The sequence below is a fragment of the Aeromonas sp. ASNIH5 genome (genome assembly GCF_002902865.1).
Classification (GTDB): Bacteria; Pseudomonadota; Gammaproteobacteria; order Enterobacterales; family Aeromonadaceae; genus Aeromonas; species Aeromonas caviae.
Window position 1 is genome coordinate 1,134,406 of record NZ_CP026122.1, and the last position, 26,066, is coordinate 1,160,471.

At 63.1% G+C, this 26,066-nt stretch carries 23 protein-coding genes and 1 riboswitch; of the genes, 11 read left to right on the forward strand and 12 right to left on the reverse strand.

The genetic code is table 11. The features are described 5' to 3' along the window. Positions 1 to 4: 4 nt before the first annotated feature. The 3 genes from C2U30_RS04990 to C2U30_RS05000 all read right to left on the reverse strand — a co-directional run bounded on the left by C2U30_RS04990 (position 5) and on the right by C2U30_RS05000 (position 2,638). The gene (locus C2U30_RS04990; RefSeq protein ID WP_069784797.1) at positions 5 to 571 is read right to left on the reverse strand and encodes a pyridoxamine 5'-phosphate oxidase family protein; all 567 of its coding nucleotides are present in this window, start codon (positions 569 to 571) and stop codon (positions 5 to 7) included. 33 nt (positions 572 to 604) lie between these two features. Then, the gene (gene nhaD, locus C2U30_RS04995) at positions 605 to 2,029 is read right to left on the reverse strand and encodes a sodium:proton antiporter NhaD (protein ID WP_103243312.1); all 1,425 of its coding nucleotides are present in this window, start codon (positions 2,027 to 2,029) and stop codon (positions 605 to 607) included. Between the two features lie 135 nt (positions 2,030 to 2,164). Then, complete coding sequence (locus C2U30_RS05000) at positions 2,165 to 2,638, reverse strand: DUF4357 domain-containing protein (protein WP_010674381.1); 474 nt, start codon at positions 2,636 to 2,638, stop codon at positions 2,165 to 2,167. 152 nt (positions 2,639 to 2,790) lie between these two features. Between C2U30_RS05000 and C2U30_RS05005 the strand changes: the two genes are divergently transcribed. The 5 genes from C2U30_RS05005 (at position 2,791) to C2U30_RS05020 (ending at position 8,786) form a co-directional block, all read left to right on the forward strand. Continuing rightward, positions 2,791 to 3,471 carry an ABC transporter ATP-binding protein gene (locus C2U30_RS05005; RefSeq protein ID WP_103243313.1) on the forward strand — a complete coding sequence of 227 codons (681 nt, stop codon included), beginning with the start codon at positions 2,791 to 2,793 and terminating at the stop codon, positions 3,469 to 3,471. Between the two features lie 21 nt (positions 3,472 to 3,492). Further along, on the forward strand, positions 3,493 to 5,928 hold the full coding sequence (locus C2U30_RS05010; protein ID WP_103243314.1) for an FtsX-like permease family protein: 2,436 nt from the start codon (positions 3,493 to 3,495) through the stop codon (positions 5,926 to 5,928). A 173-nt stretch (positions 5,929 to 6,101) separates the two neighbouring features. Beyond that, entirely contained in the window at positions 6,102 to 7,142 is a 1,041-nt protein-coding gene (locus C2U30_RS05015; protein ID WP_103243315.1) for a lipocalin-like domain-containing protein, read from the forward strand. 267 nt (positions 7,143 to 7,409) lie between these two features. After that, positions 7,410 to 8,021 (forward strand): Abi-alpha family protein, encoded by a 612-nt coding sequence (locus C2U30_RS22610; protein ID WP_158654836.1) that lies wholly within the window; start codon positions 7,410 to 7,412, stop codon positions 8,019 to 8,021. 75 nt (positions 8,022 to 8,096) lie between these two features. Further along, the gene (locus C2U30_RS05020) at positions 8,097 to 8,786 is read left to right on the forward strand and encodes a restriction endonuclease (protein ID WP_080944314.1); all 690 of its coding nucleotides are present in this window, start codon (positions 8,097 to 8,099) and stop codon (positions 8,784 to 8,786) included. A gap of 423 nt (positions 8,787 to 9,209) precedes the next feature. Here the strand turns inward: C2U30_RS05020 and C2U30_RS05025 are convergent, their stop codons facing one another. The 6 genes from C2U30_RS05025 to C2U30_RS05050 form a co-directional block, all read right to left on the reverse strand. Further along, a complete protein-coding gene (locus C2U30_RS05025) occupies positions 9,210 to 9,770 on the reverse strand; it encodes a DUF2867 domain-containing protein (protein WP_103243316.1) in 561 nt (186 codons plus the stop codon). Between the two features lie 133 nt (positions 9,771 to 9,903). Then, positions 9,904 to 12,711: an FAD-binding and (Fe-S)-binding domain-containing protein gene (locus C2U30_RS05030; RefSeq protein ID WP_103243317.1), complete on the reverse strand. Its 2,808-nt coding sequence runs from the start codon at positions 12,709 to 12,711 to the stop codon at positions 9,904 to 9,906. Continuing rightward, positions 12,711 to 13,355: a LutC/YkgG family protein gene (locus C2U30_RS05035; RefSeq protein ID WP_103243318.1), complete on the reverse strand. Its 645-nt coding sequence runs from the start codon at positions 13,353 to 13,355 to the stop codon at positions 12,711 to 12,713. The genes C2U30_RS05030 and C2U30_RS05035 overlap by 1 nt, the downstream gene beginning before the upstream one ends. Before the next feature lies 1 nt (position 13,356). Further along, entirely contained in the window at positions 13,357 to 14,793 is a 1,437-nt protein-coding gene (locus C2U30_RS05040) for a LutB/LldF family L-lactate oxidation iron-sulfur protein (RefSeq protein ID WP_103243319.1), read from the reverse strand. Beyond that, a complete protein-coding gene (locus tag C2U30_RS05045; protein ID WP_103243320.1) occupies positions 14,786 to 15,607 on the reverse strand; it encodes a (Fe-S)-binding protein in 822 nt (273 codons plus the stop codon). Before C2U30_RS05045 ends, C2U30_RS05040 begins: the two co-directional genes overlap by 8 nt. 12 nt (positions 15,608 to 15,619) lie before the next feature. Next, positions 15,620 to 17,317, reverse strand: coding sequence for an L-lactate permease (locus C2U30_RS05050; protein ID WP_103243321.1), 1,698 nt, complete (start codon positions 17,315 to 17,317; stop codon positions 15,620 to 15,622). Between the two features lie 61 nt (positions 17,318 to 17,378). Here C2U30_RS05050 and C2U30_RS05055 point away from each other — a divergent pair, with 61 nt between their 5' ends. Then, entirely contained in the window at positions 17,379 to 18,356 is a 978-nt protein-coding gene (locus C2U30_RS05055; protein WP_080988704.1) for a LysR family transcriptional regulator, read from the forward strand. 15 nt (positions 18,357 to 18,371) lie between these two features. On the opposite strand, the gene C2U30_RS05060 is transcribed toward C2U30_RS05055, so the two are convergent. Continuing rightward, complete coding sequence (locus tag C2U30_RS05060) at positions 18,372 to 19,166, reverse strand: alpha/beta fold hydrolase (RefSeq protein WP_103243322.1); 795 nt, start codon at positions 19,164 to 19,166, stop codon at positions 18,372 to 18,374. A gap of 106 nt (positions 19,167 to 19,272) precedes the next feature. Between C2U30_RS05060 and C2U30_RS05065 the strand changes: the two genes are divergently transcribed. From C2U30_RS05065 to C2U30_RS05075, 3 genes are read left to right on the forward strand one after another with little or no spacing between them, the layout of a single operon-like run. Continuing rightward, a complete protein-coding gene (locus C2U30_RS05065) occupies positions 19,273 to 19,644 on the forward strand; it encodes an MmcQ/YjbR family DNA-binding protein (RefSeq protein WP_103243323.1) in 372 nt (123 codons plus the stop codon). A gap of 3 nt (positions 19,645 to 19,647) precedes the next feature. After that, positions 19,648 to 20,127 carry a GNAT family N-acetyltransferase gene (locus C2U30_RS05070; protein ID WP_103243324.1) on the forward strand — a complete coding sequence of 160 codons (480 nt, stop codon included), beginning with the start codon at positions 19,648 to 19,650 and terminating at the stop codon, positions 20,125 to 20,127. Positions 20,128 to 20,187: 60 nt separating this feature from the next. Beyond that, on the forward strand, positions 20,188 to 20,523 hold the full coding sequence (locus C2U30_RS05075; RefSeq protein ID WP_103243325.1) for a DUF3802 family protein: 336 nt from the start codon (positions 20,188 to 20,190) through the stop codon (positions 20,521 to 20,523). 302 nt (positions 20,524 to 20,825) lie between these two features. On the opposite strand, the gene msrA is transcribed toward C2U30_RS05075, so the two are convergent. Then, positions 20,826 to 21,458, reverse strand: a complete 633-nt coding sequence (gene msrA / locus C2U30_RS05080) for a peptide-methionine (S)-S-oxide reductase MsrA (protein WP_010674365.1) — start codon at positions 21,456 to 21,458, stop codon at positions 20,826 to 20,828. Between the two features lie 252 nt (positions 21,459 to 21,710). Between msrA and argA the strand changes: the two genes are divergently transcribed. Both argA and lysC read left to right on the forward strand, forming a co-directional pair. Then, positions 21,711 to 23,039 (forward strand): amino-acid N-acetyltransferase, encoded by a 1,329-nt coding sequence (argA, locus tag C2U30_RS05085; protein ID WP_041215931.1) that lies wholly within the window; start codon positions 21,711 to 21,713, stop codon positions 23,037 to 23,039. Between the two features lie 109 nt (positions 23,040 to 23,148). Beyond that, positions 23,149 to 23,373, forward strand: a riboswitch (Lysine riboswitch). Between the two features lie 87 nt (positions 23,374 to 23,460). Next, a complete protein-coding gene (gene lysC, locus C2U30_RS05090; RefSeq protein WP_010674363.1) occupies positions 23,461 to 24,813 on the forward strand; it encodes a lysine-sensitive aspartokinase 3 in 1,353 nt (450 codons plus the stop codon). Positions 24,814 to 24,929: 116 nt separating this feature from the next. Here lysC and C2U30_RS05095 read toward each other — a convergent pair whose 3' ends face one another. Then, the gene (locus tag C2U30_RS05095; protein WP_103243326.1) at positions 24,930 to 26,024 is read right to left on the reverse strand and encodes a hypothetical protein; all 1,095 of its coding nucleotides are present in this window, start codon (positions 26,022 to 26,024) and stop codon (positions 24,930 to 24,932) included. Between the last annotated feature and the right edge of the window lie 42 nt (positions 26,025 to 26,066).

Consider the following 26,066-nt stretch of genomic DNA (forward strand, 5'->3'; position numbering starts at 1 on the left):
GGCATCAGTCATCGGCCTGCAACCCACTGCGCGCCAGGATCTCGCTCTCCAGCCCATCCAGGCTTAGCTGGTTCTTCTTGCGCCAGTAGGCCTCAATCCCCTCCCGGCCCTGGCGTGCCGACCAGTTGGCAAGATCCTCCCTGTCCCCCTGGTACTCATACAGAGGCACCGACATGCCGCACGACGTCTGGACCCGTTCAATGTCCAGCAGGAAGATCTGGCGAGCCGCGACGCTTGGGGGGAACAGCGCCAGCAACGACGGCCACTGCGGATCAGTGCGGTGCAGCACCCGTGCCTGGCCATAGGCTCGCAGAATAAGCGGCGCCCCCTCGAAGGCGCAGAACATCACCGTCATGCGCGGCTGTTGCAGCACCTGGGCCGCGGACTCGTTGCCGCTGCCGGTCAGGTTGAGCCAGGCCAGGGTGTGGGCATCGAGGACGCGCAGCGAATCCCCGCCCTTGGGGGAGAGATTGACCGATCCCTTCGCGGCTGCCGTGCCGACGAAGAAGATCTTCTGCCCCTCGATAAAGGTGACATGGCGCGGCGAAAGCGCCTCGAACAGTTGTCCCATCCTGCCTCTCCCTGGTGCCTGGAACCGGATTCCCTAAAACAGGGCGCTGTTGAGCCACAGGTGCGCCCCTATGCCGACCATATAGCCAAGCAAAATGGCAGGCAACCACTTGAGGTGCCCGACGAAGGTATACATGCCCCTGGCCTGCCCCATCAGGGCCACCCCGGCGGCGGAGCCGACCGAAAGCAGACTGCCCCCCACCCCGGTGGTCAATGTCACCAGCAGCCACTGCCCCGTGCTCATCTGCGGCTCCATGGAGAGCACGGCGAACATCACCGGAATGTTGTCGATCAGGGCGGAGAGCAGGCCGATGACGACGTTGGCCAGGGTCGGATCGCCACCGTCATAGAGAAAATGGGAGGCAAGCGCCAGATACCCCATAAACCCGAGGCCGCCGACGCACATCACCACCCCGTAGAAGAAGAGCAGGGTGTCCCACTCCGCCTTGGCAATCTTGTTGAACACATCGAACGGCACCACCGAGCCCAGACGCAGCAGCCTGGCCTCGTCCCCGGTGCGCTCATACAGCGCCCGTGCCCGGGCCAGGGTGACGGGCTGGGTCTTTCGCAGATAGAAACTGAAAAATTGCAGGTAGCCCAGCCCCATCATCATGCCGAGCACGGGGGGCAGCCCCAGGAAGTGATGGCAGGCGACGGCGGTCACTATGGTGAGCACAAAGAGCAACACGATGACAACGGCGCCGCGCCTTGGCACCACCATCTCGCCCGGCATGGCGGGCACCAGACGGGGCACCATCAGGCTCATCAGGGTGGCCGGCACCAGGAAGTTGAGCAGGGCGGGGATGAAGAGCAGCAAGAACTGCTGGAACGGCACCTTGCCCGCCTGCCACACCATCAGGGTGGTGATGTCGCCAAAGGGGCTGAAGGCGCCGCCCGCATTGGCTGCCACGACGATGTTGATGCAGGCCAGGTTGATGAAGCGGCGCTCCCCGTTGGCCACGTTGAGGACCACTGAGCACATCAGCAGCGCCGTGGTGAGGTTGTCCACCACGGGGGAGATGAAAAAGGCGAGAAAACCGGTGAGCCAGAAGAGCGTACGCAGGCTGAATCCCGCCTGCACCAGGCGTACCCGCAGCACGGCGAACAGCAGCCTGTCTTCCATGGCGTTCACATAGGTCATGGCCACCAGCAAGAAGAGCATCAGCTCGGCATACTCCAGCAGGTTGTGCCGAAACCCGGCCTGAACCAGCTCGCTGTGCCCCTGCCCCGCATAGACCAGACCGATGGCTATCCAGATGATGCCGGCGGCCACCAGCACCGGCTTGGATTTTCGCAGCTTCAGGTACTCCTCGGCCATCACCAGGGCATAAGCCAAGGCGAAGATGGCGAGGGCGAAGAGCCCGACCCCGCTGTGGGTCAGATCGAGGGGGCCGTTGCCCGCAGCGGCGGGGGCACTGAGCAGGGCCGTCCCGGGCACGAGGCGAAGGAGTCCAGACATGGCGGCATCTCCTGGCAGGCGTCTGGCATTGAGGCTAGCAGCGCAAAGGGAAGCCGCCCTCCTTGTCATCCTGATGAGCGGCCCGCCGCGGGCACTCAGGCAAACATGAGCGAGGCCCGTTGCCGGGCCCCGTCATCAGGAGGTCTTCTTGCCAAAACCCGATTGCTTGAGGGTGTAGCCTGCGCTGTTTTGCCAGGCATCCAGCCCGCTTCGGTTATTGCCCGCCACCAGGCTCGCGGCCAGGCTCGGGCTGTTGAAGAGCTGATCGGCGGTAAAGATGAAGCCCCCTTCGGGGTGGGGAACGAGCACCCCCTTGCCCAGCAGCTCCTGGCGCAGCTCGATCACCGCCTCGCGCAGGGAGGCCGCATCCTCGCCGTTGGCAGTGGAGCCCGCCTGGACCATGAAACCGGGGTTTTGCCGCTTGCCCACCGGATAACCATGGGCCTCTGCCCCCTTGCCGTTGAAGTGGTAGAGCTCGCGCTCCCCCGGCTTGTTGTCGGAGAGGGCCTTTTGCAGGGTCATCAGCTCGTTGTAGATATCGATGGGGACCACGGCAGCCTGCTTGACGCCCTTGCTGTCGACGATAAAACTGACTTGCTTGTGTAACATCCTTGCTCATCCTGTGACCCATGGAAGGCCCTATTCTAACCACCTCAGGCGAGCGGGATCCAGCGAGGATCCCCATCCCTTTTGCAGGCGCGATCACTAACTGGCATAGTGACGGACATTGTGAAAGCCATTGACCATCAAACGGTTATCCCATGCTTAGCCTGCGCAACCTCAGTAAACGCTTCGCCAACGGCGGCGAGACGCTCCCCCTGTTTGAGGGGCTGGATCTCGCCCTCACCCCGGGGGAAACCTGCCTGCTGCTGGGGCAAAGCGGCTGTGGCAAGTCCACCCTGCTCAACCTCATCGCCGGTCTCATCGCCCCGGACGAGGGGGAGATCTGGCTGGAAGAGACCCGCCTCGACACCCTGCCGACAGACGAGCGGGCCCGCCTGCGTGGCCGCCATTTCGGCATCGTCTATCAGGATTTCAACCTGCTGCCGACCCTGACCGTGGCCGAGAACCTCGCCCTGCCCCTTCAGATAAACAACCTGCCCCAGAACGATGGGCGCCTCGATGCCCTGCTCGCGCGCCTTGGCATGAGCCACAAACGCCACGCCTGGCCGGAACAGCTCTCCGGCGGCCAGCGCCAGCGGGTGGCGCTGGCCCGCGCCCTCATTCATCAGCCCCGTTGGCTGCTCGCCGACGAACCCACCGGGAGCCTTGATGAACACAACGCCGAGCAGGTGATGGCCCTGATGATGAGCGCGGTGCGCGATACCGGCGCCGGTCTCTTGCTGGTGAGCCACAACCCGGGCTATGGCGACCTGGCGGATCGGGTGCTGCGCCTTGAAGGGGGGCAGCTGGTCGAGCTCAAGGGGCGCCGCCATGGCTGACTTCTGCCGGGGGGCCTGCTGATGTTGCCGCTCAAGGCGCTGCTGCGCCTCTATCGCGCTCACCCCTGGTTGCTCTTGATGAGCCTGGCCGGGCTCACCCTCGGGGTCACCCTGGTGGTGGCCATCGAGCTCTTGAACCACAGCGCCCGCACCAACTTCGTCGCCGCCCGCAGCCAGCTCGCCGGGGAGGCCAACTACCGCCTGGCCCCCCAGGGTGGCCTGGATGAGCAAGTCTACGTGAGGCTGGTGCGAAGCCAGCCGAACCTTGACGCCATGCCAGAGCTTCACGCCTGGCTCAAGGACGAACAGGGGCGCAGCTTCCAGTTGCTGGGGATGGATCTCTTCAACCCCGGCCCCCTGCGCCGCCTCTTTGGCGATGCGCCAGACAGCCAACCCGATGTCTCGTTGAATCGCGCCGACAGCGTCTGGCTGGCCGCCCCCGAGGCCAAGCGCCTTGGCTGGCAAACGGGCCAGAGCCGGCGCTTCGTGCTGGGTGGCGGTGAAGGGGCGTCGCCCCGCCCGCTGACCCTCACCCTGGCAGGCACCTTCGAGCCCGGCGCCGTGCCCATGGAGCGGCTGCTGGTGACCGATATCGGTCTCGCCCAGCCGCTGCTGGGCAAGGAAGGGCGGCTCGATCGCATCGTCTTCAAGCTCAGCGACGCAGAGGCCAATACCTTGCAAAGAGCCTTGCAGGCGGCCCTGCAATCCTATGCCCCCCATCAGCCCCTCTGGCTTGAGCCCATCAGCCCGGCGCTCGATGCCAGCCAGCTCGGCGATGCGCTGGCCCTGAACCTCACTGCCCTCTCCCTGCTCGCCATGGCCGTGGGATTGTTTTTGGTGTTCAACGCCCAGCGCTTCGTGCAGAGCGTGCGCCGCCCCCTGCTCGCCCAGCTCATCATCCTCGGGATGCCGCCGCGCCGGGTGCTGCGCTGGCTAACCCTGGAGATCCTGATCCTCGCCAGCATCGGCACCCTGCTCGGGCTGCTGCTGGGGAGCCTGCTGGCCCTCGCCCTGATGGGGCAGCTCACCCAGGCGCTGGCCGACCTTTATGGCCCCAACCCCATCGACCTGCTGCGCCTCTCCCCGACGAGCCTTGGCAAGGCGCTGGTGATTGGCCTTCTGGGGATGCTTGCCGCCAACCTGCCCGGCTGGTGGCAACTGCTGCGCCAATCCCCCCTTGAGCTGCGAGAGGGCAACAGTCGCCCACCGGCTCACCCCTGGCAACGCCGGGGCCTTGCCATCGCCATTCTGCTGCTGTGCGCCCTGTGTCTGTGGCAGCCCTCCACCGGCCTTGGCGGCGCCCTCTTCGTGGCCGGAGGCTGGCTGCTCGCCATGGCCCTCCTGCTGCCCGATGCCCTTCGCTCCTTGCTGGGGCGGCTGCGTGCACGCGGCCCCCTCACCGCCCGGCTCGGGGTGGCAGAAACCCTCTATCACCTGGATCGCACCGCCATCGCGGTGATGGCGCTGCAACTGGCCATCGCCGCGGCCATCGGCATCGGGGTCATGGTGTCGAGCTTTCGCTCGAGCGTGGAGATCTGGCTCGGCCAGCGCCTGGCCGCCGATCTCTACGTCACCGCTCCCAAGGGGGTGGCTGGCAGCAGGGGCGCACTCGGCGAGCAGACCCTCAACACCATCCTCGCCTCGCCAGATGTGCGCGCCGCCTCCCGCCGCGCCGTGCTCCCCGCCCGCTGGCAGGGGCAGCCCATCGAGTGGGCGCAGATGGACTTTATTCCCGAGCTCAAAGCCGCCTACCCCTTGCTCGCCGGGCGCTGGCCCGCGGCTCCCGACGAGGTGCTGGCGAGCGAACCGCTGACGGTACGCCTCGGGGTCAGGGTGGGCCAGCGCCTAGAGGTAACCAGCGAAGGGGGGCCGAGGGCTTTCACCGTCACCGGCGTCTATCAGGATTACGGCAGCGACAAGGGGCAGATACTGCACGCCTTCGAAGGGGGCAAGGTGCAATCCCTTGCCCTCTTCAGCCCGGATCCCGAGCACCTTGGTGACAGGCTCAGGAGCCAGTTTGGCGAGCAGGTGAACCTGTTGCCCGCCCCCGCCATCCACGCCGCCGCCCTCAGGGTGTTCGATCAGACCTTCGTGGTGACCGAACTATTGAAGTTACTGATTTTGGGGATCGCCTTCGTCGGCATCGGCTCGGCCTTTATGGTGCTGGGGCTGGCCCGGCGCGGCGAGTTGCAGACCCTGCAGAGCCTTGGCCTGAGCCCCCGCCACTGCCGCCGGCTGCTGGTGTGGCAAGGGGCAGGCCTCGGGCTGCTCACGGCGATCCTGGCATTGCCGGTGGGCTATGGCCTTGCCTGGGTGCTGATTGAGGTGGTCAACCCCCGCGCCTTTGGCTGGCGGCTGGCCTTCGAGGCCGCCCCCCTGCACGCCGTCACGGCGCTCCTGCTCGCCCCCGTCTGTGGCGCGCTCGCCTCCTGGTATGCCGCAAGGAGAGTGGTATGAAAGATTGGTTGGCGCACTGGCTCAGCCATGGCTTGACGTTCCCATTGACCAGATCTCTGTCACCGCCCCTGATTCAGCGCAGAGAAGCGCACAGAGCTGCCGCGAACCATCCCCTCTCCCTTCGGGAGAGTGCCAGGGTGAGGGGAATCTTGTCCTCTTGGCTCGCAGCCCTCTTGATCCCGCTTGTTGCCATAAGCGGCAACGCGCAGGCCAGCGATCTGGGGAGCATCCTTGGTGGTGGCAACGATCACTTCAAACAGGCCCTGCCGGGTCAGTCCATCCGCCTACCCGCGGATCACGCTGCCCACCCCGACTACCGCTCCGAGTGGTGGTATCTCACCGGCAACCTCAAAGACGAGCAAGGGCGCGGCTACGGCATGCAGTGGACCCTGTTTCGCCAAGGCATTGAACAGGAGATAACATCCGACAACCCCTGGCTCACCCCTCAACTCTGGTTGGCCCAGTTCGCCATCACGGATGTGAGCAAAGGCAGCCACCAGCAGGACGAGCGCACCAGCCGCCAGGGGCCTGGGCTCGCCGGTGCCAGCGGCGGTGAGTATTGGCTGAAAGAGTGGGTGCTTACCTCTCAAGGGGAATCGCTCTTTCCCGCCACCCTCAAGGTGCAGAGCAAGGCGGGGGATCTTGATGTGAAGGTGAGTGCCGCCAAGCCGGCGGTACTGCAAGGCAAAGCGGGTTACAGCGAGAAGAGCCCGGGCAACGCCTCCTTCTACTACTCCTACCCCCGCCTGACCATCAGCGGCACCCTGACCCTGGATGGCGAGACCCGCAACGTCAGCGGTGAGGGGTGGTTTGATCACGAGTGGAGCAGCTCGGTATTGGCCGAGTGGCAATCGGGCTGGGACTGGTTTTCGCTCCAGTTTGACGATGGGCGCGAGCTGATGCTGTTTCGCCTGCGCACCAAATCGGGACACTCTGAGCCGGAGAACCGCTACGGCATCCTGATTGAACAAGACGGCAGCAGTCGGGTGCTGTCGCCTGACTCCATCGTCCTCACTCCCGGCAAGACCTGGCGCGGCCCCAAGGGGCAAGCCTACCCCATCGAGTGGCAACTGGAAGCCGCCGATATGAAGCTCGTTATCAAGGCGCGCCAACCCAATCAGGCCATGACGGGACGCTTCGACTACTGGGAGGGAGCGGTATCCGTCTCGGGGGATGCCAAGGGCGTCGGCTATCTGGAGATGACGGGATATTGAGCACCTTAAATATCTGATCGACTTCAAGAAATCATTAAAATGCCATGTGCTGAGTGATTTTTACTCAGAAAACCTGTTATTGCTTGATACCATACCTACGTGAGCCCTTTTTACCTTGTTATACATGGTTTATATTATTGGTTTGCAAGGCAAACAAAAATCCGCGAAAGTCCGTTTAAGTTTCGCAAATCGAGCCTACCGCTCTAACGATTCTAGGCTGTTTAGTCCTTTGTAATAAAAAACAGCATAATAATTCAGAGGGAATATATGGACGTGCTTAAAAATATCCCCAAGGAAGTGTGGGGGACGACAATTGACATCATAAACAAACTAATATATCCGATTACAGCCACAACAGTTGGCATTGGGAAGTTAATTGAAAACAAATTCAATTCGTTAAGTGACGTACAAAAAATAATTGCAGAACAGACTCTGAGAGAAACAGCAGAAAAAATAAGAAACTCTGGCGTTAAGGATTTTGATTCTGTTGTAGTGAAACCTCAAATAATTTACACTGTGTTAGAAAACACGGATAGCCAATCTGATGATTTTATTCGGTCATTGTGGTCTAACCTTACGGCTAGAGAAATGAGTGAAGGCAGTATCCATCCTGAAATAGCGAGGACGTTTGCAAAGCTGACGGCGCCTGATTTAGTAGTGCTATCTGAACTGTACTCAAAAAATTCCTCTGTGACTAAGTTGATTTTTCAAGCTCTTGCATCCACTTATACACTCGGCATAACTCGAGTTCCAAAGTCATTCCATCATGTATATTTATCTGACCTAGGGCTAATTGCGGATATTTCTGGCAAGTGGCTTGTTACAATAAAAGGTAAAGAACTTATGAGATGCATAGCAGAGCTGAAGAAGGCTTGTTAACCAAAAATTTAGTCCCCAAGAGCTTTTATGTAGAATTTAGAGAAAAACCAACGCTGTTTATCTGGTGATTATTAAATGAAAGATTGGAAAAAATATCAAGAGAATACCGCAGAATATTTCCGCTCTCTTGGATTAGATGCTAGAACAGATGTATCCGTGAAAGGGGTCAGAACCAGTCATGATGTAGATGTATATGTCACCTCTCATTTTGACGGGTTTGATGTAATATGGATTGTTGAATGTAAACACTGGCAAAAGCCTGTGAATAAGCTACATGTTTTGGCACTTAGGGAAATAGTGACCGATATTGGTGCAGATAGAGGTATTTTATTATCAGAGTCTGGGTTTCAAAGTGGTGCATTTGAAGCCGCTCAAATGACAAATGTACAATTAGCATCACTTACAGAGCTAAAAATAAATTCGAGCAATACGATATATTCCATGAGACTCAGAGAACTGCTAGACCGTGTTTTGTTATGCAAGGATAGATATTGGAACATGCCTAAATCGACTCGCATAAAAAATGGCCTGCGATCAGCATATGGAGAGCATGATTACTCTGGTGACAATATAATAAAGTTTTGTTCTGAAGCACTATCTCGATCTTTCAAAAATGAATATCCATTACGGAGTGAAGATCCATTAACTTTCTTCATGTTCAATAAATATGGGGAAATAAAATCTCCAGAACAATTGGTTGAAATAATTGAGCCATTAGTTCTTGAGCTTGAAATAAAACTAAAAAAAGCAGAAGAGTCAACATAGTTATATGACGCAGCAATGCCACATATAAACCCAAACCTTCCTACCTTCTAAAAATAAAGAGAGGGAATGCCACATTCAATTATTATACTTGGGCATGGTTTGTTTTTTCGGAAGAGTTTTTATCCCCCTGACATTCAATTTAATTCCCGATACCCAACCTTATCAAATAAATCACGTAGACTGTGACCATCTGGCTGGACAAAAACGCCAACAACTAGCGAGTGAGGTGTTCCGGCTGCGCCACATTGCAGTCTTGACCTCATTTTTCGATGATTTCTTGCGGGCTATAGGGGTCACTGGCTACCGGCTCGAGCACTAAAGAAATATTCAGAAGAACGCTTGACCCATCGCCTTGTTGAGCCACTACTCCTTATCTCCTGCTTGCGCCAAAAATTGAAGGTCAAAGTGGGTGCTCCGGCACAGCTATAACAACCCCCTTTCACTCTCTGCCTTGATGGCGCCCAGTATCCGGCGCCGGATCAGGCCGCTGACGGGGCGGATCAGATACCAGTAAGGTGCGAACTTGAGGCGGCAGGCCAGATCCGGGCAGAACACCCTTGTCTGGGTGGTCAACCGGGTGGTGCCGTTTGGCTGGCGGCTGGCCGAAAACCCCAGGGCGAGCTTGGCGACGCCTGGCACCGCAAAGTCCAGATAAGCCTGACTGTCCGCCATGGTCACCAGACCAAAGTCTGGCCGCCAGAACCGGCCGACAAGGCCGTAGAGCAGCGTGTTGTCGTCATGGCTGTCGAGCGGCACGAATCTGTGCAGGCCAAAGGGAGGCGGGCTGGCGCTCTGTTGGCGGCCGAGAAGATGCCCAAGGCGCATCGGCACTTCCCGCAAGCCGATCAGGTGGCGAAAGGCCGGATCCGCTTCCGGTCGATAGTTGGCCGCCGCCTGGATGACGGTGTGCGGGTCGGCGGCAATGTCGCGAGCGTGCTCTTCACAGAAGTGATAGGCAGGTAGATAGTGGTTTAGCGGCGTCATCAATCCTTCCTTGCCATCGCTCGTATCAGCATCGCCCCCTTTCATAGCACGTAGCACCAGACAAGTCCCGTTTTTAAGCCACCTTGTTCACCCCATTGAAAACGGCAGGATAGTTATCCTGCCGTTTTTTTCTCTATCTCGCCGCCTGTTCCACCAGATAGAGGATGCTGTGATAGGGAATGCCGGCGTGCTGGCTGAGCCCCATTTCGCAGGTGCGGCTGTTGCTGAATCCCTGACGGCAATTGGCGGGGACCTGGGCGGGCAGGCTGACGAGAGCGGCGGCGTTGAGCTCCGGGGTCATCAGCCCCTTGTCGCCGGCAAAGCCGCAGCACTGGATATGCTCAGGCACGATCACCTCCCGGGCGCAGGCGCGGGCCAGCGCCAGCATCTTCTCCCCCAGCCCCATGCGCCGGCTGCTGCAGGTGATATGGAGCATCACTGTCTCATCAATCGGTACAAGGTCGAGATGGGGCAGCAGGTGTTCCAGCACAAAGGCGGAGGGCTCGAACACCCGAAGGCCCTTGCCGAGCGCCCCCGAGAGCAGTCGCTGCACGCAGGGGCTGGTGTCGAGCAGCACGGGCCAGCGCCCCTGCTCGCTTGCCTGCCACAGGGCCTCGGCCAGCTCACTGCGCTTGGCTGCGGCCACCTCGCTCATCCCCTTGCTGTCATAGGGCATGCCGCAACAGAGCCCCTCAACTCTCGCCGGCACGATGACTCGGCAACCCGCCTTCTTGAGCAAGGATAACACCACGTCCGGCAGTGACGGGGCCTCCTCCTGCTGGCCGAACACCCGGCTGGCGCAGGACGGCAGGTAGACCACGGCGCGATCCTCTCCAATGCCCTCATTGGATCCGCCATGGCTCCCCTCCCCTTGCGGCCACCGGTAGCGGCTCGGCCCCGGCAGGGTGGGCAACCAGGCGGGGGGGCGCTGGCCGCTCAGATGGCGAACCCCGTTCACCAATCCTGCCAGCGCCTTGTCTCCCAACACCTTCCCGGCAATGGCTTTTAGGCCCAGCGCACTGCGGGCGGTGCGGGTAACGCCAGCGAAATGATCGGCGCTCCATCGGGCAATGGGCACGAAGCGCTGGTACTTTTCGCTGCGCAGCTTCTTGATCAGGCTGCCAGTGTTGATGCCCACCGGGCAGCGATCGGCGCACAGTCCCGTCGCGGCGCAGGTCTCAATCCCTTGATAGTCAAATAGCCGGGCAAGATCCCCTGCCACTTCACCGCTGCGACCACGGCGTGACAACTCCCGATAGAGCACGATGCGCTGGCGTGGCGACAGCGACAGGGTGCGCGAGGGGCAGACCGCCTCGCAAAAGCCGCACTCGATGCACGGATCCACGATGGCATCGCTCGCTGGCATGGGCTTGAGGTGGGCCAGGTGGGCCTTGGGGTCGTCGTTGATGATGACGCCGGGATTGAGCAGGCCATCGGGGTCCAGCAGCGCCTTGATGCGGCGCATCAGCGCCATCCCCTCCGGCCCCCATTCCAGCTCCACATAGGGGGCCATGTTGCGGCCGGTGCCGTGCTCGGCCTTGAGGGACCCGCCAAAGCGCACGGCGACGAGTTCGGCCACCGCATCCATAAAGGCGCCATAGCGGGCCACCTGGGCCGGATCGTCGAACCCCTGGGTAAAGACGAAGTGCAGGTTCCCCTCCAGCGCGTGGCCGAAGATGATGGCTTCACCGTATTCGAAGCGATCGAACAGGGCTTGCAGCCCCGCCACCCCTTCCGCCAGACGCTCGATGGGAAAGGCGACATCCTCGATGATGACGGTGGTGCCGGTGGTGCGCACCGCCCCCACCGCCGGGAAGAGCCCCTTGCGAATGGCCCAGAGGTCGGCGCTGTCGATAGTAAAAGGCACAGAGGCGACCTGGGCGAACTCGGCGGCCATGGCCGTCACCTGCTCGCAGCGAGCCACCAGCGCCTCTTTCGATTCCCCATGCACCTCCACAAGCAGGGCGCAGGCAGCCAGGTCCAGGGTCTTGATAAAGTCCGGCAGACCGGGCTTGCCCGCCACCGAGCGAAGGGATCGCCCATCCATCAGCTCCACCGCCGCCACCGGCGCGCTTTTCAGGCGCGAGGTGGCCAGACAGGCCTGCTCGGCGTCCCGAAACACCAGCAGAGCCGAGGCCTTGTGGGGGTATTCCGGCACGGTGTCGAGCACCACCTCGGCGATAAAGCCGAGGGTCCCCTCCGAGCCGATCATCAGGTGGGTGAGGATATCAATGGGATCCTCATGGTCGAGCAGGGCATTGATGGCGTAGCCGGTGGTGTTCTTGAGCCGGTACTTGTGGCGGATCTTGGCGGCAAGCTCGGCGTTCGCCAGCACCTCGGCGCGCAGGGCGGCGAGCCCCAAGAGCAGCTCCGGGCGTTTGGCCGCCAAGGCGGCGCGGCTCTGGGGATCGCCACTCTCCAGCACGGTGCCATCGGCCAGCAGCAGGGTCATGGCGTGCAGGGTGTGATAGCTGTTATGGGCGGTGCCGCAGCACATGCCGCTCGCGTTGTTGGCGGCGATGCCACCGAGCTTGCAGGCGTTGATGGAGGCGGGATCCGGCCCAATCTTGCGCCCCAGAGGGGCCAGATAGCGGTTGGCATCGGCGCCGATCACCCCGGGTTGCAGGGCGATGCGCGCGCCATTGTCCAGAATGCGGTGGCCGCGCCAGCTGTCGGTCAGGGTGATGAGCACCGAATCGCTCAGGGCCTGGCCCGAGAGGCTGGTACCGGCGGCGCGAAAGGTGCACGGCAGGCCCAATTCGCGGCACACCGACAGCACGAAGCGCACTTCATCCAAAGAGTCGAGGCGCACGATGCGCTCGGGCACCAGGCGGTAGAAGCTGGCGTCCGTGCCGTGGGCCAATCGCAGATCCGGGTCGCTCACCAGCCGCTCCGGCGCAATGCGCGAGAGCACGGCGGCGTCAAATTCATTCCAGCGCATCAGCAATCCTCCACCAGCACGACCAAGAGACGGCTCGGGCCGTGGGCGCCGTAGGCCAGGGTCTGCTGGATGTCGGCGGTCTTGGAGGGGCCGGAGACCAGCAACAGATTGGTGGGCATGGCCTGCTGCCAGCGCCCGGCCGCCACCAGCCCCGCCAGGTTGTCGGCGATGGTGGAAGCCGCCAGCAGGGCGATATGGCAGGGGGGCACCAGGGACAAGGTGCGCGGCTCGCCGCCATCGGGCAGCAACACCAGCGTCCCGGTATCGGCGATGGCGCCCGCGCAGTGGGTAATACCCGCCTGACAGACGTCGAACAGATCGTCCTTCCAGCTCGCGAACTTGCCAGAGGGGGTCAGCACAGATCGCCCGGCGCAAGCCGCCGCGACCGCCTCCTGCCAGCGGCCGCCCTGGCCACAGGCCAGACTCGTCACGCCCTCTTCATCCAGCCAGGCGGCCAGATCCCGGGCAAGGGTTGCTTCCTTGACGGTCAGGATCTCGGCGTGGCTGGCGCTGATCCCGGCAACAAAGCGCTCACGCCGCGCGCTGTCGTCTGCCCCGCGCCAGGGCTGCCAGCCATGGGGGGCGTGGGCCATGGGGGTGGCGGCGCCGCGCAGGCGGCTTAATATGGCCTCTTTGCTCGACATCTCAGGACTCCTTCTTCTTCTGGCGCAGCAGGGCGTGCAGGCTCTGGGGGGCGGGTTTGGGGGCTTCGCGGCACTGGGTCCAGGGGCCCAGGTGTTTGGGCATCAAGCCCCGCAGGCGACCGGCCACCCCGGTTGCGGCGTGGTAGAGGCGCGGGTGGGTGGCGGCAAAGGCAAAGCCCTGCATGGCGAGGGTCTCGAGCCGGCTTTTGGCCGCCCCCTGCCCCGCCAGCGGTTCGTGACCGGGCTGTGCGTCGTGCTTGGCCTCCCGGCGCAGGCGCTGCAACATGTCGGGAATGGGGATGCGCACCGGGCACACCTCGCCGCAGGCACCGCACAGGCTCGATGCGGTCACCAGATCGCTGGTGCTCTCCAGCCCCAGCAGGTGGGGGGAGATGATTTTGCCGATGGGCCCCGGATAGATGGTGCCGTAGGCGTGGCCGCCGATGCGGGTGTAGACCGGGCAGTGGTTCATGCAGGCGCCGCAGCGGATGCACTGCAAGGTCTTGCGCAGCTCTTCGTCCCGATAGGCCTGGCTGCGGCCGTTGTCCAGCAGCACCAGGTGCACCTCGTCCGGGCCGTCCAGCTCCCCTGCCCGGCGCGGGCCGCTGATGACGTTGAAGTAGGTCGTGATGGCCTGTCCGGTGGCCGAGCGGGTCAGGGCGCTGTAAAGCGGCGGCACGTCGGATAAGCACTCCACCACCTTCTCGATGCCGGTGATGGCCACGTGGACTTTCGGCACAGTGGTGCACATGCGCCCGTTGCCCTCGTTCTCCACGAGACACAGGCTGCCGGTCTCCGCCACCGCGAAGTTGACGCCGGAGAGCCCCATGCCGGCGCGGCGAAACTCTTCGCGCAGGGCCCGCCGCCCGGTCTGGATCAGTGCGTCCACGTCCGTGGTGGGGGTGAAGCCTTCCAGATTGCCGGCGAAGGTGTCGCTCACCTCCTGCTTGTTCTTGTGGATGGCGGGCATGATGATGTGTGACGGGGTGTCGCCGTCGAGCTGGACGATAAACTCCCCCATGTCGCTCTCAAGGCAGCGGATGCCGTGGCGCGCCATCTCGTGGTTGAACCCCACCTCCTCGCTCACCATGGACTTGCCTTTGACGATGCTGCTCACCCCGTGTTGCTGGGCGATGCGAAGGATGATGGCGTTGGCCTCGGCCGGCCTCTGGGCCCAGTGCACCCGGATGCCGTTGCGCTCGCAGTTGGCTTCGAGCTGCTCCAGAAGATCTGGCAGGCGCGAGAGACAGCGCTGGCGGATTTGCTCCGCCGCATCGCGCACCGCCGCTTCTTCGGCGGGGTCGGCGAAGGCATCCCGGCGCTTGGCGCGCAGGTAATCCATGGCGCCGCGAAAATTCTGGCGCAGCACGGGGTCGGCCAGGGCCGCCTCGGCCTGGGGATGGAAGCGGCGCGGCGAATACTTGGCGTGATCAGACATGGGGCTGGGCCTCTTTGGTATGAGCCAAATCGCTAACAGCGGCGCCGTTATGAGCTATTTCGTCACTGTCGGGGCGGCTGTGGGCGAGCAGGAAGCTCGCCAGGTGGGTGGCAGGCAAGATCCTGCCCTGATAGGCCAGGGATCCCTTGATGTTCAAGAGGCACCCCCAGTCCGCGCTCACCAGGGTGTCGGCGCCGGTGGCCAGCAGGTGGCGGGTCTTGTCCTCCACCATGGCCTGGCTGATGTGGGGGTGGCGCACCGAGAAGGTGCCGCCAAAGCCGCAGCACTCGCTCTCGTAGGCCTGTTCATGCAAGGTGACGCCATCGAGCTGCCCCAGCAGGCTGCGGGCCGTGGTGTGTACCTGCATCTCGCGCCAGGCCGAGCAGGAGGTGTGCATGACGATGCTCGCCTCCCCCACCCCGTGCCAGCGCACCCGGCAGACCCGGGCCAGAAACTCGGTGAGCTCGAACACCCGATCGCAAAAATCGGCCACCTCGGGGCTCTCGGGAAAGAGGCGGCGGTAGTGGTGGTGCATCATGCCGCCGCAGGAGCCCGACAGCACCACCACCGGCCAGGGCTCGGGGAAGAGCGCCATCTGGCTTTGCGCCACCTTGCGCGCCTCCTCCTCGTGACCCGAGGTGTAGGCCGGCTGCCCGCAACAGGTCTGTTTCTCGACAAAGTGCACCCTTATCCCTTCCCGCTCGATCAGGGCGATGGCATCGAGCCCCGCCACCGGGTCGAACAGGTCCACCAGACAGGTGGCGTAGAGATAGACATCGGCCGGCTTGGCCGGGTAGACCCGCATTACCTTCATCACTTGCTCTCCTTACTTGAGCTGCAGCAGTGCGTCCGAGATGTGGAAGCTGTACATGAGCGCCAGCCCGATAAGGCCGGTGACCAGCAGGTAGTAGAGGGTCGGCAGCGCCGTCTTGCGCAGCGTCGCCCCCTCACGACCGAGCAGCCCCACGGTGGCCGAGGCCGCCACCACGTTGTGAATGGCAATCATGTTGCCGGCCGCCGCACCGACTGCCTGCAGGGCCAGCATGGCGGCGGTGGAGACCCCCAGGGTCTGGGCCACCTCGAACTGGAACTGGCTGAACATCATGTTCGATACCGTGTTGGAGCCGGCGATAAAGGCCCCCAGCGCGCCGATGGTGGCGCTGAGGGCCGGGAAGAACTCCCCCACCAGCCCGGCGGCAAAGTTGGCGGTGGTCACCGGCATGCTGGCGAGATCCGCCCCGTTGACGCCGGAGTTGATGAAGATACGCACCATGGGCACGGTGAAAATCAGCACGAAGCCGGCGCCGATCAGGGTGCGGCTGGACTCCCCCAGCGCCCGCCCGAAGGGGGCGAGGGAGCGCGACTGCAGCCAGGTGGCGAGCAGGGCGCAAAGCACCAGCAGGCCCCCCGGCAGGTAGGGCGGCTCAATGGACGCGCTGACCCCCTTCTCACCCAGCAGATCCGTGAAGGCGAGGCTCACCGACAGGAGGCTCGCCTTGAATGCCGGGCTCACCCGGCTCGCCACCAGCAGGAGCGCCAGCGCCACATAGGGGAGCCAGGCCAGCATGAGCGACATGGGGCGACCGGCGGCCTCTTTGAGATCGAGCTTGAGGGAGCCCAGCCACTCGGCGGGCCACTCGTTCTCGGGGGCGAAATCCCAGGAGTTCTTGGGCACCAGAAAACCGGCTCGCGCCGCCGTCACCACCAGGGCCAGCCCCACCAGACCGCCGATGAGGGACGGGAACTCGGGGCCGAGCAGCATGCCGGTGAGGGCATAGGGGACGGTGAAGGCGAGCCCGGCGAAAATCGCAAACGGCAGGATGGAGAGCCCCTCGGTCCAGCTGCGGTTGCGGCCAAAGAAGCGGGTCAGCATCATCACCATCAGCACCGGCATCAGGGTGCCGACGGTGGCGTGAATGAGGGCCACGTTGGTGGTCACCTGTTGCAGGTAGATGTCCCAGCTGCTGCCACCGGCGCTCAGGGTCTGGCCGATGGCCTGGTTATCCAGCCCCTTGTTGATGCCCACCAGGATGGGGGTGCCCACCGCGCCGAACGACACCGGGGTGGACTGGATCATCATGCCGAGCAGCACGGCGGCGAGCGCCGGAAAGCCGATGGCCACCAGCAGCGGCGCGGCGATGGCGGCCGGGGTGCCAAAGCCCGAGGCCCCTTCGATAAAGGCGCCGAAGCACCAGGCGATGATGATGGCCTGGATGCGCCTGTCCGGCGAGATGTTGGTGAAACCGCCGCGAATGGCGGTGATGGCACCGGTGTGTTTGAGGGTATTGAGCATCAGGATGGCGCCGAACACGATCCAGAGCACGGTCACCGTGATCACCAGCCCCTGCAGGGTGGAGGCGAAGACCCGGGTCGGGCTCATCTGCCAGCCCCAGAGGGCGATGAACACGGTCAACAGGAAGGCGACGGGCATGGCGCGCTTGGCGGGCCAGTTGAGGCCGACCAGCAGCACGGCGGCCACCAGGATCGGCGAGAAGGCCACCAGGGCCAGCAGGGTGTCTGTCATCATTGCGTCCTTGTCCAGAGGGGTGCAGAGGCGCACCTTGTTGTTGTTTTGTTAAGCGGACGTGACCTTACCCTGTTCCTTTTTCGCGATATATGGAAATAATGAACAACATTCGTTCCAAAAGTTGATCAATATGGCCAGTACCGACGACCTCATCCTCTTCGCCCAGGTGGTGGAGGCCGGCTCCTTCAGCAAGGTGGCCGAACAAAATTCCCTGACAAATTCAGTGGTTAGCAAGCGGATCGGGCGTCTTGAAGAGGAGCTCGGGGTGCAGCTCCTCTATCGCACCACCCGCCGGCTCACCCTGAGCGAGGCGGGCAAGGCGCTCTATCAAGGTGCCAAAAATGTGAAGGCCGCCGCACTGGACGCCTTCGACGCGGTGGCGGGATTTGGTGAAAAGGTGAGCGGTCATGTGCGGATGTCGGTGCCCACCATCTCCGGCGAGCTCTTGCTCGCCGATGCGGTAGCCGATTTTTGCCAGCAGCACCCGGGGCTCACGGTGGAGATGTCGCTGGACAACCGCTTCGTCAACCTGGTGGAAGAGGGGTTCGATCTGGTCATTCGCACCGGTTATCTGGATGACTCGAGCCTGATTGCCCGCCACATTCTCGACTCCCAGTGGGTCATCTGCGCCGCCCCCGCCTATGTGCGCCGCTTCGGGGCACCGCGGGAGCCGTCGGATTTGCTCACCCACAACTGCCTGCGCTACGCCTACCAGAGCACGGGGGCCTCGGAGTGGGCCTTCAAGGGGGAAGAGGGCAACTATCTGGTGTCGGTGTCGGGGAGCTTTTCAACCGACAACGCCGGAGCCCTGCGCAAGGCGGCGCTGGGGGGGCGCGGCATCGTCTATGTGCCGCGCTGTCTGGTCTATCACGACCTGATGCAGGGGGATCTGGTGGACTTGTTTCCCGACCGGGTGGGCAAGAAGCTCGGCATCTACGCCGTCTACCCCTTCACCCGCCAGCCGCCGCGCAAGATAAGGCTGCTCATCGAGCACATCCGCCAGCGCTATCTGGAGATTGGCCACTACTTCATCTGAGGCCCTTGCCGGGCCTCAAAGGGCGGATGACGCCGCCTGACGGGAGAGAAACGCCAGGGACTGGCGGTTGAAGTGATCCGGCTGCTCCACGTTGCAGACGTGGCCGCACTTTTCGATGATTTCGAGGCAACTGTAAGGGTCGCGGGCCACCTGCTCGCGCACCGGGGCGAGGAACATGTGATCCTCCTCCCCCATCACGTAGAGGGTGGGAATGGGCAGGGCCCGCTCGCGAAAGTAGCGCATCAGGGGGTTCACCTCGGTGGCGAGACGGAACCAGCGCTTGAACTCCTTCTGGCACAGCTTTCTGGCCTCGCGCACGAAGAGGTTGCGGGACTCCTGATGGTGCTGGCGCGGCATGATGATGAAGGCGAACAGGCGGTAGAGCCACATGTAGGGCAGGAAGTGCTGGCCGAGGCGACCAAGCTGCACCAGCACCCGGGAGCGGATGTCGAGACGCAGGATGGCGCCGCCGAGCACCATGCTCTTGACCCGCTCGGGGCAGAGTTCGGCCAGGTGGCGGATGAGGATGGTGCCAAGGGAGATGCCGACAAAATGGGCGTGGGGGATGCGCAGATGATCCAGCAGGCGCAGGATGTCCTCGGTCACCTCCCGAAAGCTGTAGTGCCCCTTTACCACCTGCTGCAGCTGGTTGGACTGGCCGTGACCGCGAAGGTCCAGCAGCAGCACGTTGAAGTGCTCCCGGTAGGCCCGCAACTGCTTGAACCAGATGGAGGAGCTGCCGCCCGCACCGTGCACGAACACCACCCAATCCCGATCGGGACCCAGTTCAAAGGTCTTGTGGTACAACATCTCATGGGCTCCCGGGGTGATGGGGGGTATACTCGGCGCGCATATTAACAGAAGGCTCACCCCGGTGAACATGCTTCCACCATGATCGGACCAGCCTGGAGTCCCCATGACCCTCGTTCAATTGCGTGAATTTTTGCTCAGCCAGCCCGGCGCCACCGAAGACACCCCCTTCGGCCCGGAGATCCTGGTCTACCGCATCGCCGGCAAGATGTTTGCCCTGGTGGACTGGCAGGCGGAGCCCCTCTCAATCAACCTGAAGTGCGAACCCGAGCTCGCCCTGCTGCTGCGGGAGATCCACCCCGAGGTGAAACCGGGCTGGCACATGAACAAGCAGCACTGGAACACGGTGACCCTGAGTGAAGGCCTGTCTGACGATCTCTGGCAGGGCTGGATAGTCCACTCCTATGAGCGGGTGGTGGCGGGTCTGCCCAGGGCGAAGCGGCCCCAGGCCCCCCGCTCGACCATCAGGGAGGGTTGACCCATGCCGTCTCCTTCTTCTCCTCGCATCGTCCCCCTCGAGGAGGCACACATACCAAGGCTGCTGGACCTGTTCGAGCAGTCGGTACGCCGCCTGGGGCCTGCACACTACAGCCCGGAGCAGGTGGAGCAGTGGGCCAGGGGTGCCCATCACCCGCGGCTTGCCAGCCAGTTGCGCGAGCACCATGGCTGGGTCATCGAGCAAGACGATGTGCCCCTTGGCTTTGCCACCCTGAGCGATGACGGTCATCTCAGCCTGCTCTACGTGAGCGCGGATCATCCGCGCCAGGGGCTCGGCACCCTGCTGCTGGAGCGGGTGCTGGCAGCCGCCAGCCAGATGGGGCTTGGCAGCCTAACCACGGAGGCGAGCGCCTTCAGCCTCGCCCTCTTCCTGCGTCACGGCTTCCTGCTGACCGGATTGGAGACAGTGGAGCGCGGCGGTGTCCAATTTATCCGCCATCGGCTCCACTGCCGCTTGCCATGACGGGTTCAGCCACTAAAATACGCACCATTTCCCCAAGGCAATGAAGAAAGGGCAGCCATCATGGTGGTAGAGAGCGAAGGTTACATTGCGCTGATCGAGTATCTGGTAGAGAGTCTGGGTCTGTTCGAGAGCCAGCAACAAGGCGGCGGCGCCCAGACCATCGAGGATCTGGTGAGCAGCCGGGTGGCCGACAACCTGATGGCCATCTGCGAGCAGAACCCCCAGCTCGACCCCAAGGTGCGCTTCCTGATCATGCAGGAGGCCGATGCCGTGGTCGCCGACCTGGAAGAGGTGCTCTCCGCCGTCTGGTTGTCCGCCCCCAGCGAAGCCCAGCAAGCCTTCCTCATCGAGTTCATCGACCTCATCAAGAACCTGTTCGACAGCACCATCAGCTGACCCCGCCCCTGCCGTGACGGCAAGGGGACGAGATGCAATGAGGCGAGGAGTGAGGCGGGACGCCCAATGAAAAGGGCCGCCTCATCGGGCAGCCCTGCTTGCTAGCATTGTCAATTCATCGCGCTTGTCAGAGTAATGAATTTCGGGGCAAAAAATGTGTCTGGTCTTGGCAACCATCCGTGGTCGCTACCCTGTTGGTCAGCCAGGGTTCAGTTTAGTTCCCCACCTGACGCATTTTTTTCAATTATTTTTCATCACAATGACACGGGGGCCTGATGGCCCCCGTGGTATGCAATGACGCCTCAGCGATTCAGGCTGGGAGGCAGGCAGACGCCGATGCCCCCCAGGCCGCAATACCCCTCGGGATTCTTCTCCAGATATTGCTGGTGATAATCCTCGGCATAGTAGAAGGGGGCCAGCGGCAGGATGCGGGTGGTGATGGTGCGCCCATCACCGCTCGCCGTCATGGCCTGCTGGTAGGCGGCCAGGCTCTGCTGGGCAATCGCCTCCTGGGTGTCGTCCCCGACGAAGATGACGGAGCGATACTGGGTGCCGATGTCGCCACCCTGGCGCATCCCCTGGGCCGGATCATGGTGTTCCCAGAACAGCTTGACGAGATCCCCATAGCTGATGACCTTGGGATCGAACACCACCTGCACCGTCTCGGCGTGGCCGGTCAGGCCGCTGCACACCTCCTTGTAGGTGGGATTGGGGGTCAGCCCCCCCTGATACCCGGCGGCGGTGGAATAGACCCCGGGCTGCTGCCAGAACAGACGCTCCACCCCCCAGAAACAGCCCATGCCGAACCAGGCAAGCTCCATCCCCTCGGGCCAGGGCCCCTGGGTCGGGTGGCCGTTTACTGCGTGCACCTGGCCAATCTCCAGCGCTTCCCGCCGTCCCGGCAGCGCCTCTGCCGGTGAAATAATCTGCTCCATATGCCCTGTCCTTGTATAAAACCCCGCGCAATGCGGCTGACGAAAAGGAACACCGAAGATATCAGGTTATTAGCCCGGATCAACCAGGGAGCGGCCCCCTGGGCGACCCTCCCGCCCTCGCCTGCGTCTTCCCCTCCCCGCCCGCACTGGTCAAAATGGCGACAAAAAAACACCAAGTCGATATTTAGTCTTGATTTGTGAATTTATTTTCATATATTGGGCGAATTGCTGCTTTTTTATGGAATGAAACACGTGCGTGAACGCGAACCCAGCCTGGTCCATGCCTTTCGGCAATCCACCCCCTATGTCAATGTGCACCGGGGTGCCACCTTCGTCCTGATGATCGGCGGGGAAGCCATTTGTCACCCCAATTTCGCCAACATCGTCAGCGACATCGCCCTGCTGCAGACCTTGGGGATCCGCCTGGTGCTGGTGTTTGGTTCGCGTCCGCAAAATGACGAGGCCCTGGCCCGCGCCGGCATCCAGGCCCAGTATCACAAGCGGATCCGGGTCACCGACGATGCCAGTTTCGCCATCATCAAGCAGGTGTGCGGCGGTCTGCAATACGACATCACCGCCCAGCTCTCCATGGGCCTCGCCAACACCCCCATGCAGGGGGCCCGCATCAGCGTGGTGAGCGGCAACTTCGTCACCGCCCAGCCGCTGGGTGTGGATGACGGCATCGACTTCTGCCACAGCGGCCGGGTGCGTCGCATCGATGTGGAGGGGATCACCCGCCAGCTGGATCAGCACGGCCTGGTGCTCATCTCCCCCATTGGCTGCTCGGTCACCGGCGAGAGCTTCAACCTGAGCTCGGAAGAGGTAGCCCGCCGGGTGGCGGTGGATCTCAAAGCCGACAAGCTCATCTGCTTCAGCAGCACCCAGGGGGTAATGGACAGGCACGGGGAGGCTATCTCCGAGCTCTTCCCCGAGCAGGCCGAAGAGCTGCTGGTGGCGCTGGAGCAAGCGGGGGAAGAGATGTCAGGCACCGCCCGCTACCTGCGCGCGGCCATCGCCTCCTGCCGGGGTGGCGTGCCCCGCTCCCACCTGGTGAGCTATCAGGACGACGGCGCCATGCTGCAGGAGCTGTTCAGCCGCGAGGGGCTGGGTACCCAGATCGTGCGCGAAAGCGCCGAGCGGGCCCGGGCCGCCACCATTGAGGACATCGGCGGCATCCTGGATCTCATCCGTCCGCTGGAGGAGGAAGGGATCCTGGTGCGCCGCTCCCGGGAGCAGCTGGAGATGGAGATAGACAAGTTCACCATCATCGAGCGGGACGGCCTCATCATCGGCTGCGCCGCGCTCTATTGCTTCATGGAAGAAGCCATGGCCGAGATGGCCTGCGTCGCCATCCACCCGGAGTATCGCAACTCCAACCGGGGAGACACCCTGATCGCCAAGGTGGCCGAGCGGGCCAAGCGGCTCGGCATCCGTCGCCTGTTCGTGCTCACCACCCGCTCCATCCACTGGTTCCGGGAGCGGGGCTTCGATCCCCTGGAAGTCGAAGATCTGCCGGTGGAGCGCCAGCGCTTCTACAACTGGCAGCGTCGCTCCAAGGTTTTGTCCAAGACCATTTCGTAACTGATTGATCTTGTGCCTGGTTACCGTCAATTTTGTCCTTTTTTACGAACTCGATTGACAGTGCAATCCAGACCAAGGTATTTGTACATGCACGCCACCTGTCACAGGTGGCACCAGAAGAGGAGCGCTGCCCAGGCAGCCCAAGGGAGGACACCAGTGTCCGGTGAACTTGGGTCAGGGGGAGCAGCGCCGAGACGAGGCGAGTGACTGGACACCGCCACGTCGGCTGCGGGGGCTGAATCCCCCGGGTTGTCATCGGTAGTGGTCATCCCACACCGCGCCCCACTTGGGGCGGGTACGGGATGGGCTCTGCAGGTGGAGTGCTTCTGGCCGGGATCCTCGCGTTTTCCTGCCATTTTTTGCCTCCTCCTCTCTATTTGCCCGATGAAACCGGATTTTCACCTTGAGACAGGAGTATGCAATGAACCCGATCAATGTCGCCAAGTTTGGCGGAACCAGCGTCGCCAATGCCGCGGCCATGAACCACTGCGCCGACGTGGTGCTGGCCAATCCGGCGACCCGGGTGGTGGTGCTGAGCGCCAGCGCCGGCGTCACCAACCTGCTGGTGAGCCTGGCTCAGGGTGAACTGGACGAAGCCGGACAGGATGCCCAGCTTGCCAGGCTTGCCGACATCCAGCTGGCCATTCTGGCCGCCCTTGGCAACCCGAGCGACGTGAGCGCCCTCATCCATGCCCAGCTCGGCGACATTCGCACCATGGCCCGTCAGGCCAGTCAGCACACCGACGCCGAACTCGCCGATCGCCTCATCGCCTGCGGCGAGCTGATGTCCACCCGTCTCTTTACCGAACTCCTGCACCAGCGCGGGGTCAAGGCCCAGTGGCAGGATGCGCGCCAACTGCTGCGCACCGACAGCCGCTTTGGCAAGGCCACCGTGGATCTCGCGGCGACCCGCGCCCTCTGCCAGCAGGCGGTGGGCCCGTTGCTGGGTGACAGCCTGGTCATCACCCAGGGCTTCATCGGTGCCGACGGCGATGGTCGCACCACCACCCTCGGCCGTGGCGGCTCCGACTACAGCGCGGCCCTCCTGGCCGAGGCACTGGACGCAGGCAGCATCGAGATCTGGACCGACGTGCCCGGCATCTACACCACGGATCCCCGCCTGGTTACCCGCGCCCGCCCCATCCCCGAAATCAGCTTCGTGGAGGCGGCGGAGATGGCCACCTTCGGCGCCAAGGTGCTGCACCCGGCCACCCTGCAACCCGCGCTGCGCCAGGACATCCCGGTGTTCGTGGGCTCCGCCAAGGACCCCGCCGCCGGTGGCACCTGGATCCGCGCCACCACCCGCAGCAACCCGCTGTTCCGGGCCGTGGCCCTGCGCCGCCAGCAGGTGCTGGTGACCCTGCACAGCCTCAACATGTTCCACGCCTACGGCTTCCTGGCCGAGGTGTTCGGCATCCTGGCCCGTCACCGCATCTCGGTGGATCTCATCACCACCTCCGAGGTGAGCGTCTCCCTGACCCTGGATCACACCGGCAGCCAGAGCAACGGCGAACCCATCCTGAACGACAAGGTGCTGGCGGAGCTCGGCCAGCTGTGCAAGGTCGAAGTGGAGACCGGTTTCGCCCTGGTGGCGCTCATCGGCAACCGCATGAGCGAGGCGGCCGGGGTGGGCAGCCAGGTGTTCGACGCCATCCGCGAGCACAACATCCGGATGATCTGCTACGGCGCCAGCGCCCACAACCTCTGCTTCCTGGTCAAAGAGGATGAGGCGGGCCACATCGTCAACTGCCTGCACCGGGAACTGCTCGACTGAGTCGCCCCGGCGCTGGCACACAACGAGCCTCCTCCGCCCCATCACACCCGGGGCGGCCTTCCCCACTCAGCAAAGAGGGGCGCCGCGGCGCCCCTCTTGTCACTCTTCTTCCACCATCAGCTGGTGACCAGGGTGGCCCGGGTGGGCAGCAGATTGGCCCGGATCTGCTCGCGCAACCCTCCCAGCCGTTGCAGCAACCCGGCCTGACCGAGCCCCGCTTCGTCAGGAGCCAGATTGTCCACCAGGACCGGGAAGTGCTCCCGTACCGCCTGCTCCAGCCAGTCGAGACGGCGCAGGGTGAGCGGGCCGCAGCTCTTGCCGCTGAGATCATCCAGGATGTCGAGCCGATGGCTGCGGTACATGTCGCGCCACCAGTTGGCCGCCAGCGCCTCGTCGCTTGCCAGCGCCGCACTCCACTCCCCCACCAGTCCCTGCATCCGCGCCAGCACGGGGGCGCTCGCCCCCTCCCGCGACAGGTATTGCAGCTCTCCCCTGGCCCAGGCGAGGCAGAGCTCGCGCCAGCGGCGAAACAGCGGCAAGGGATCCGCCTCGTCCAGCCAGAGCCCGGAGAGGGTGCGGGTTTCCAGCCGCTCAGGCACGTGGAAGTCGGGATCGGTGAGGCCGTTGGAGTTGAACTCGTGCAGGGGATCGAAGGGCCACATGTAGCCAAAATCGAACACCGAGATATGCTGGCCGTCATCCAGCAGGTTGCCCGGGCTCGGATCCCAGTCAAACCAGCCCCAGCGGGCCAGCTCCGCCTCCACCGCCAGCATCTGCGCCAGGTTGCGCTCGCAGAGCGTGCGCACCGGCTCCCCCCGCAGCCAGGGGGAGACCAGCACCCCGGCCCGGGCGGAGCCGAAACTGGTGCAGACCACGTTGGAGAGGATGGTGGGGTGCAGCTCCCGCAGGCTCTCTATCTCCCGGCGCCGCTCCAGCTCGGTGAGAAAGGCGGTCTTGCCGTCCACATTGGCCACCAGAGAGTCCTGGCGGCAGCGTTTCAGGCACCAGTGGTGCCCCTCCACCTTGAGATGGAACACCTCGGCGGTGAGCCCGTGACCGTAGACCTTGACGACGTCCGGGTGATCCTCGGTCAGCCGGACGAGCTGGGGCAGCGGCAGGGGGCAGTCCCGCTCCCGCCCGATCCGGATCTCTTCTTTGCTCTCCAGCATCTGGAGCAATCTGGCCTGACGCGCCGCAACTTTGGGATTCATACATGTACCTCCAACCGTTACTGAGAGACTAAACAGCGCCCC

Excerpts from the sequence above, each read along its gene's own strand:
- C2U30_RS05070 (WP_103243324.1), top strand. The coding sequence starts at position 19,648 with ATGCCGTCTCCTTCTTCTCCTCGCATCGTCCCCCTCGAGGAGGCACAC.
- C2U30_RS05010 (WP_103243314.1), top strand. The coding sequence starts at position 3,493 with ATGTTGCCGCTCAAGGCGCTGCTGCGCCTCTATCGCGCTCACCCCTGG.
- C2U30_RS22610 (WP_158654836.1), top strand. The coding sequence starts at position 7,410 with ATGGACGTGCTTAAAAATATCCCCAAGGAAGTGTGGGGGACGACAATT.
- C2U30_RS05040 (WP_103243319.1), bottom strand. The coding sequence starts at position 14,793 with ATGTCTGATCACGCCAAGTATTCGCCGCGCCGCTTCCATCCCCAGGCC.
- msrA (WP_010674365.1), bottom strand. The coding sequence starts at position 21,458 with ATGGAGCAGATTATTTCACCGGCAGAGGCGCTGCCGGGACGGCGGGAA.
- C2U30_RS05045 (WP_103243320.1), bottom strand. The coding sequence starts at position 15,607 with ATGAAGGTAATGCGGGTCTACCCGGCCAAGCCGGCCGATGTCTATCTC.
- C2U30_RS05035 (WP_103243318.1), bottom strand. The coding sequence starts at position 13,355 with ATGTCGAGCAAAGAGGCCATATTAAGCCGCCTGCGCGGCGCCGCCACC.
- C2U30_RS05060 (WP_103243322.1), bottom strand. The coding sequence starts at position 19,166 with ATGTTGTACCACAAGACCTTTGAACTGGGTCCCGATCGGGATTGGGTG.
- nhaD (WP_103243312.1), bottom strand. The coding sequence starts at position 2,029 with ATGTCTGGACTCCTTCGCCTCGTGCCCGGGACGGCCCTGCTCAGTGCC.
- C2U30_RS05095 (WP_103243326.1), bottom strand. The coding sequence starts at position 26,024 with ATGAATCCCAAAGTTGCGGCGCGTCAGGCCAGATTGCTCCAGATGCTG.
- C2U30_RS05030 (WP_103243317.1), bottom strand. The coding sequence starts at position 12,711 with ATGCGCTGGAATGAATTTGACGCCGCCGTGCTCTCGCGCATTGCGCCG.
- C2U30_RS05025 (WP_103243316.1), bottom strand. The coding sequence starts at position 9,770 with ATGACGCCGCTAAACCACTATCTACCTGCCTATCACTTCTGTGAAGAG.
- C2U30_RS05020 (WP_080944314.1), top strand. The coding sequence starts at position 8,097 with ATGAAAGATTGGAAAAAATATCAAGAGAATACCGCAGAATATTTCCGC.
- C2U30_RS05050 (WP_103243321.1), bottom strand. The coding sequence starts at position 17,317 with ATGACAGACACCCTGCTGGCCCTGGTGGCCTTCTCGCCGATCCTGGTG.
- C2U30_RS05005 (WP_103243313.1), top strand. The coding sequence starts at position 2,791 with ATGCTTAGCCTGCGCAACCTCAGTAAACGCTTCGCCAACGGCGGCGAG.
- C2U30_RS05000 (WP_010674381.1), bottom strand. The coding sequence starts at position 2,638 with ATGTTACACAAGCAAGTCAGTTTTATCGTCGACAGCAAGGGCGTCAAG.
- lysC (WP_010674363.1), top strand. The coding sequence starts at position 23,461 with ATGAACCCGATCAATGTCGCCAAGTTTGGCGGAACCAGCGTCGCCAAT.
- C2U30_RS04990 (WP_069784797.1), bottom strand. The coding sequence starts at position 571 with ATGGGACAACTGTTCGAGGCGCTTTCGCCGCGCCATGTCACCTTTATC.
- C2U30_RS05075 (WP_103243325.1), top strand. The coding sequence starts at position 20,188 with ATGGTGGTAGAGAGCGAAGGTTACATTGCGCTGATCGAGTATCTGGTA.
- C2U30_RS05065 (WP_103243323.1), top strand. The coding sequence starts at position 19,273 with ATGACCCTCGTTCAATTGCGTGAATTTTTGCTCAGCCAGCCCGGCGCC.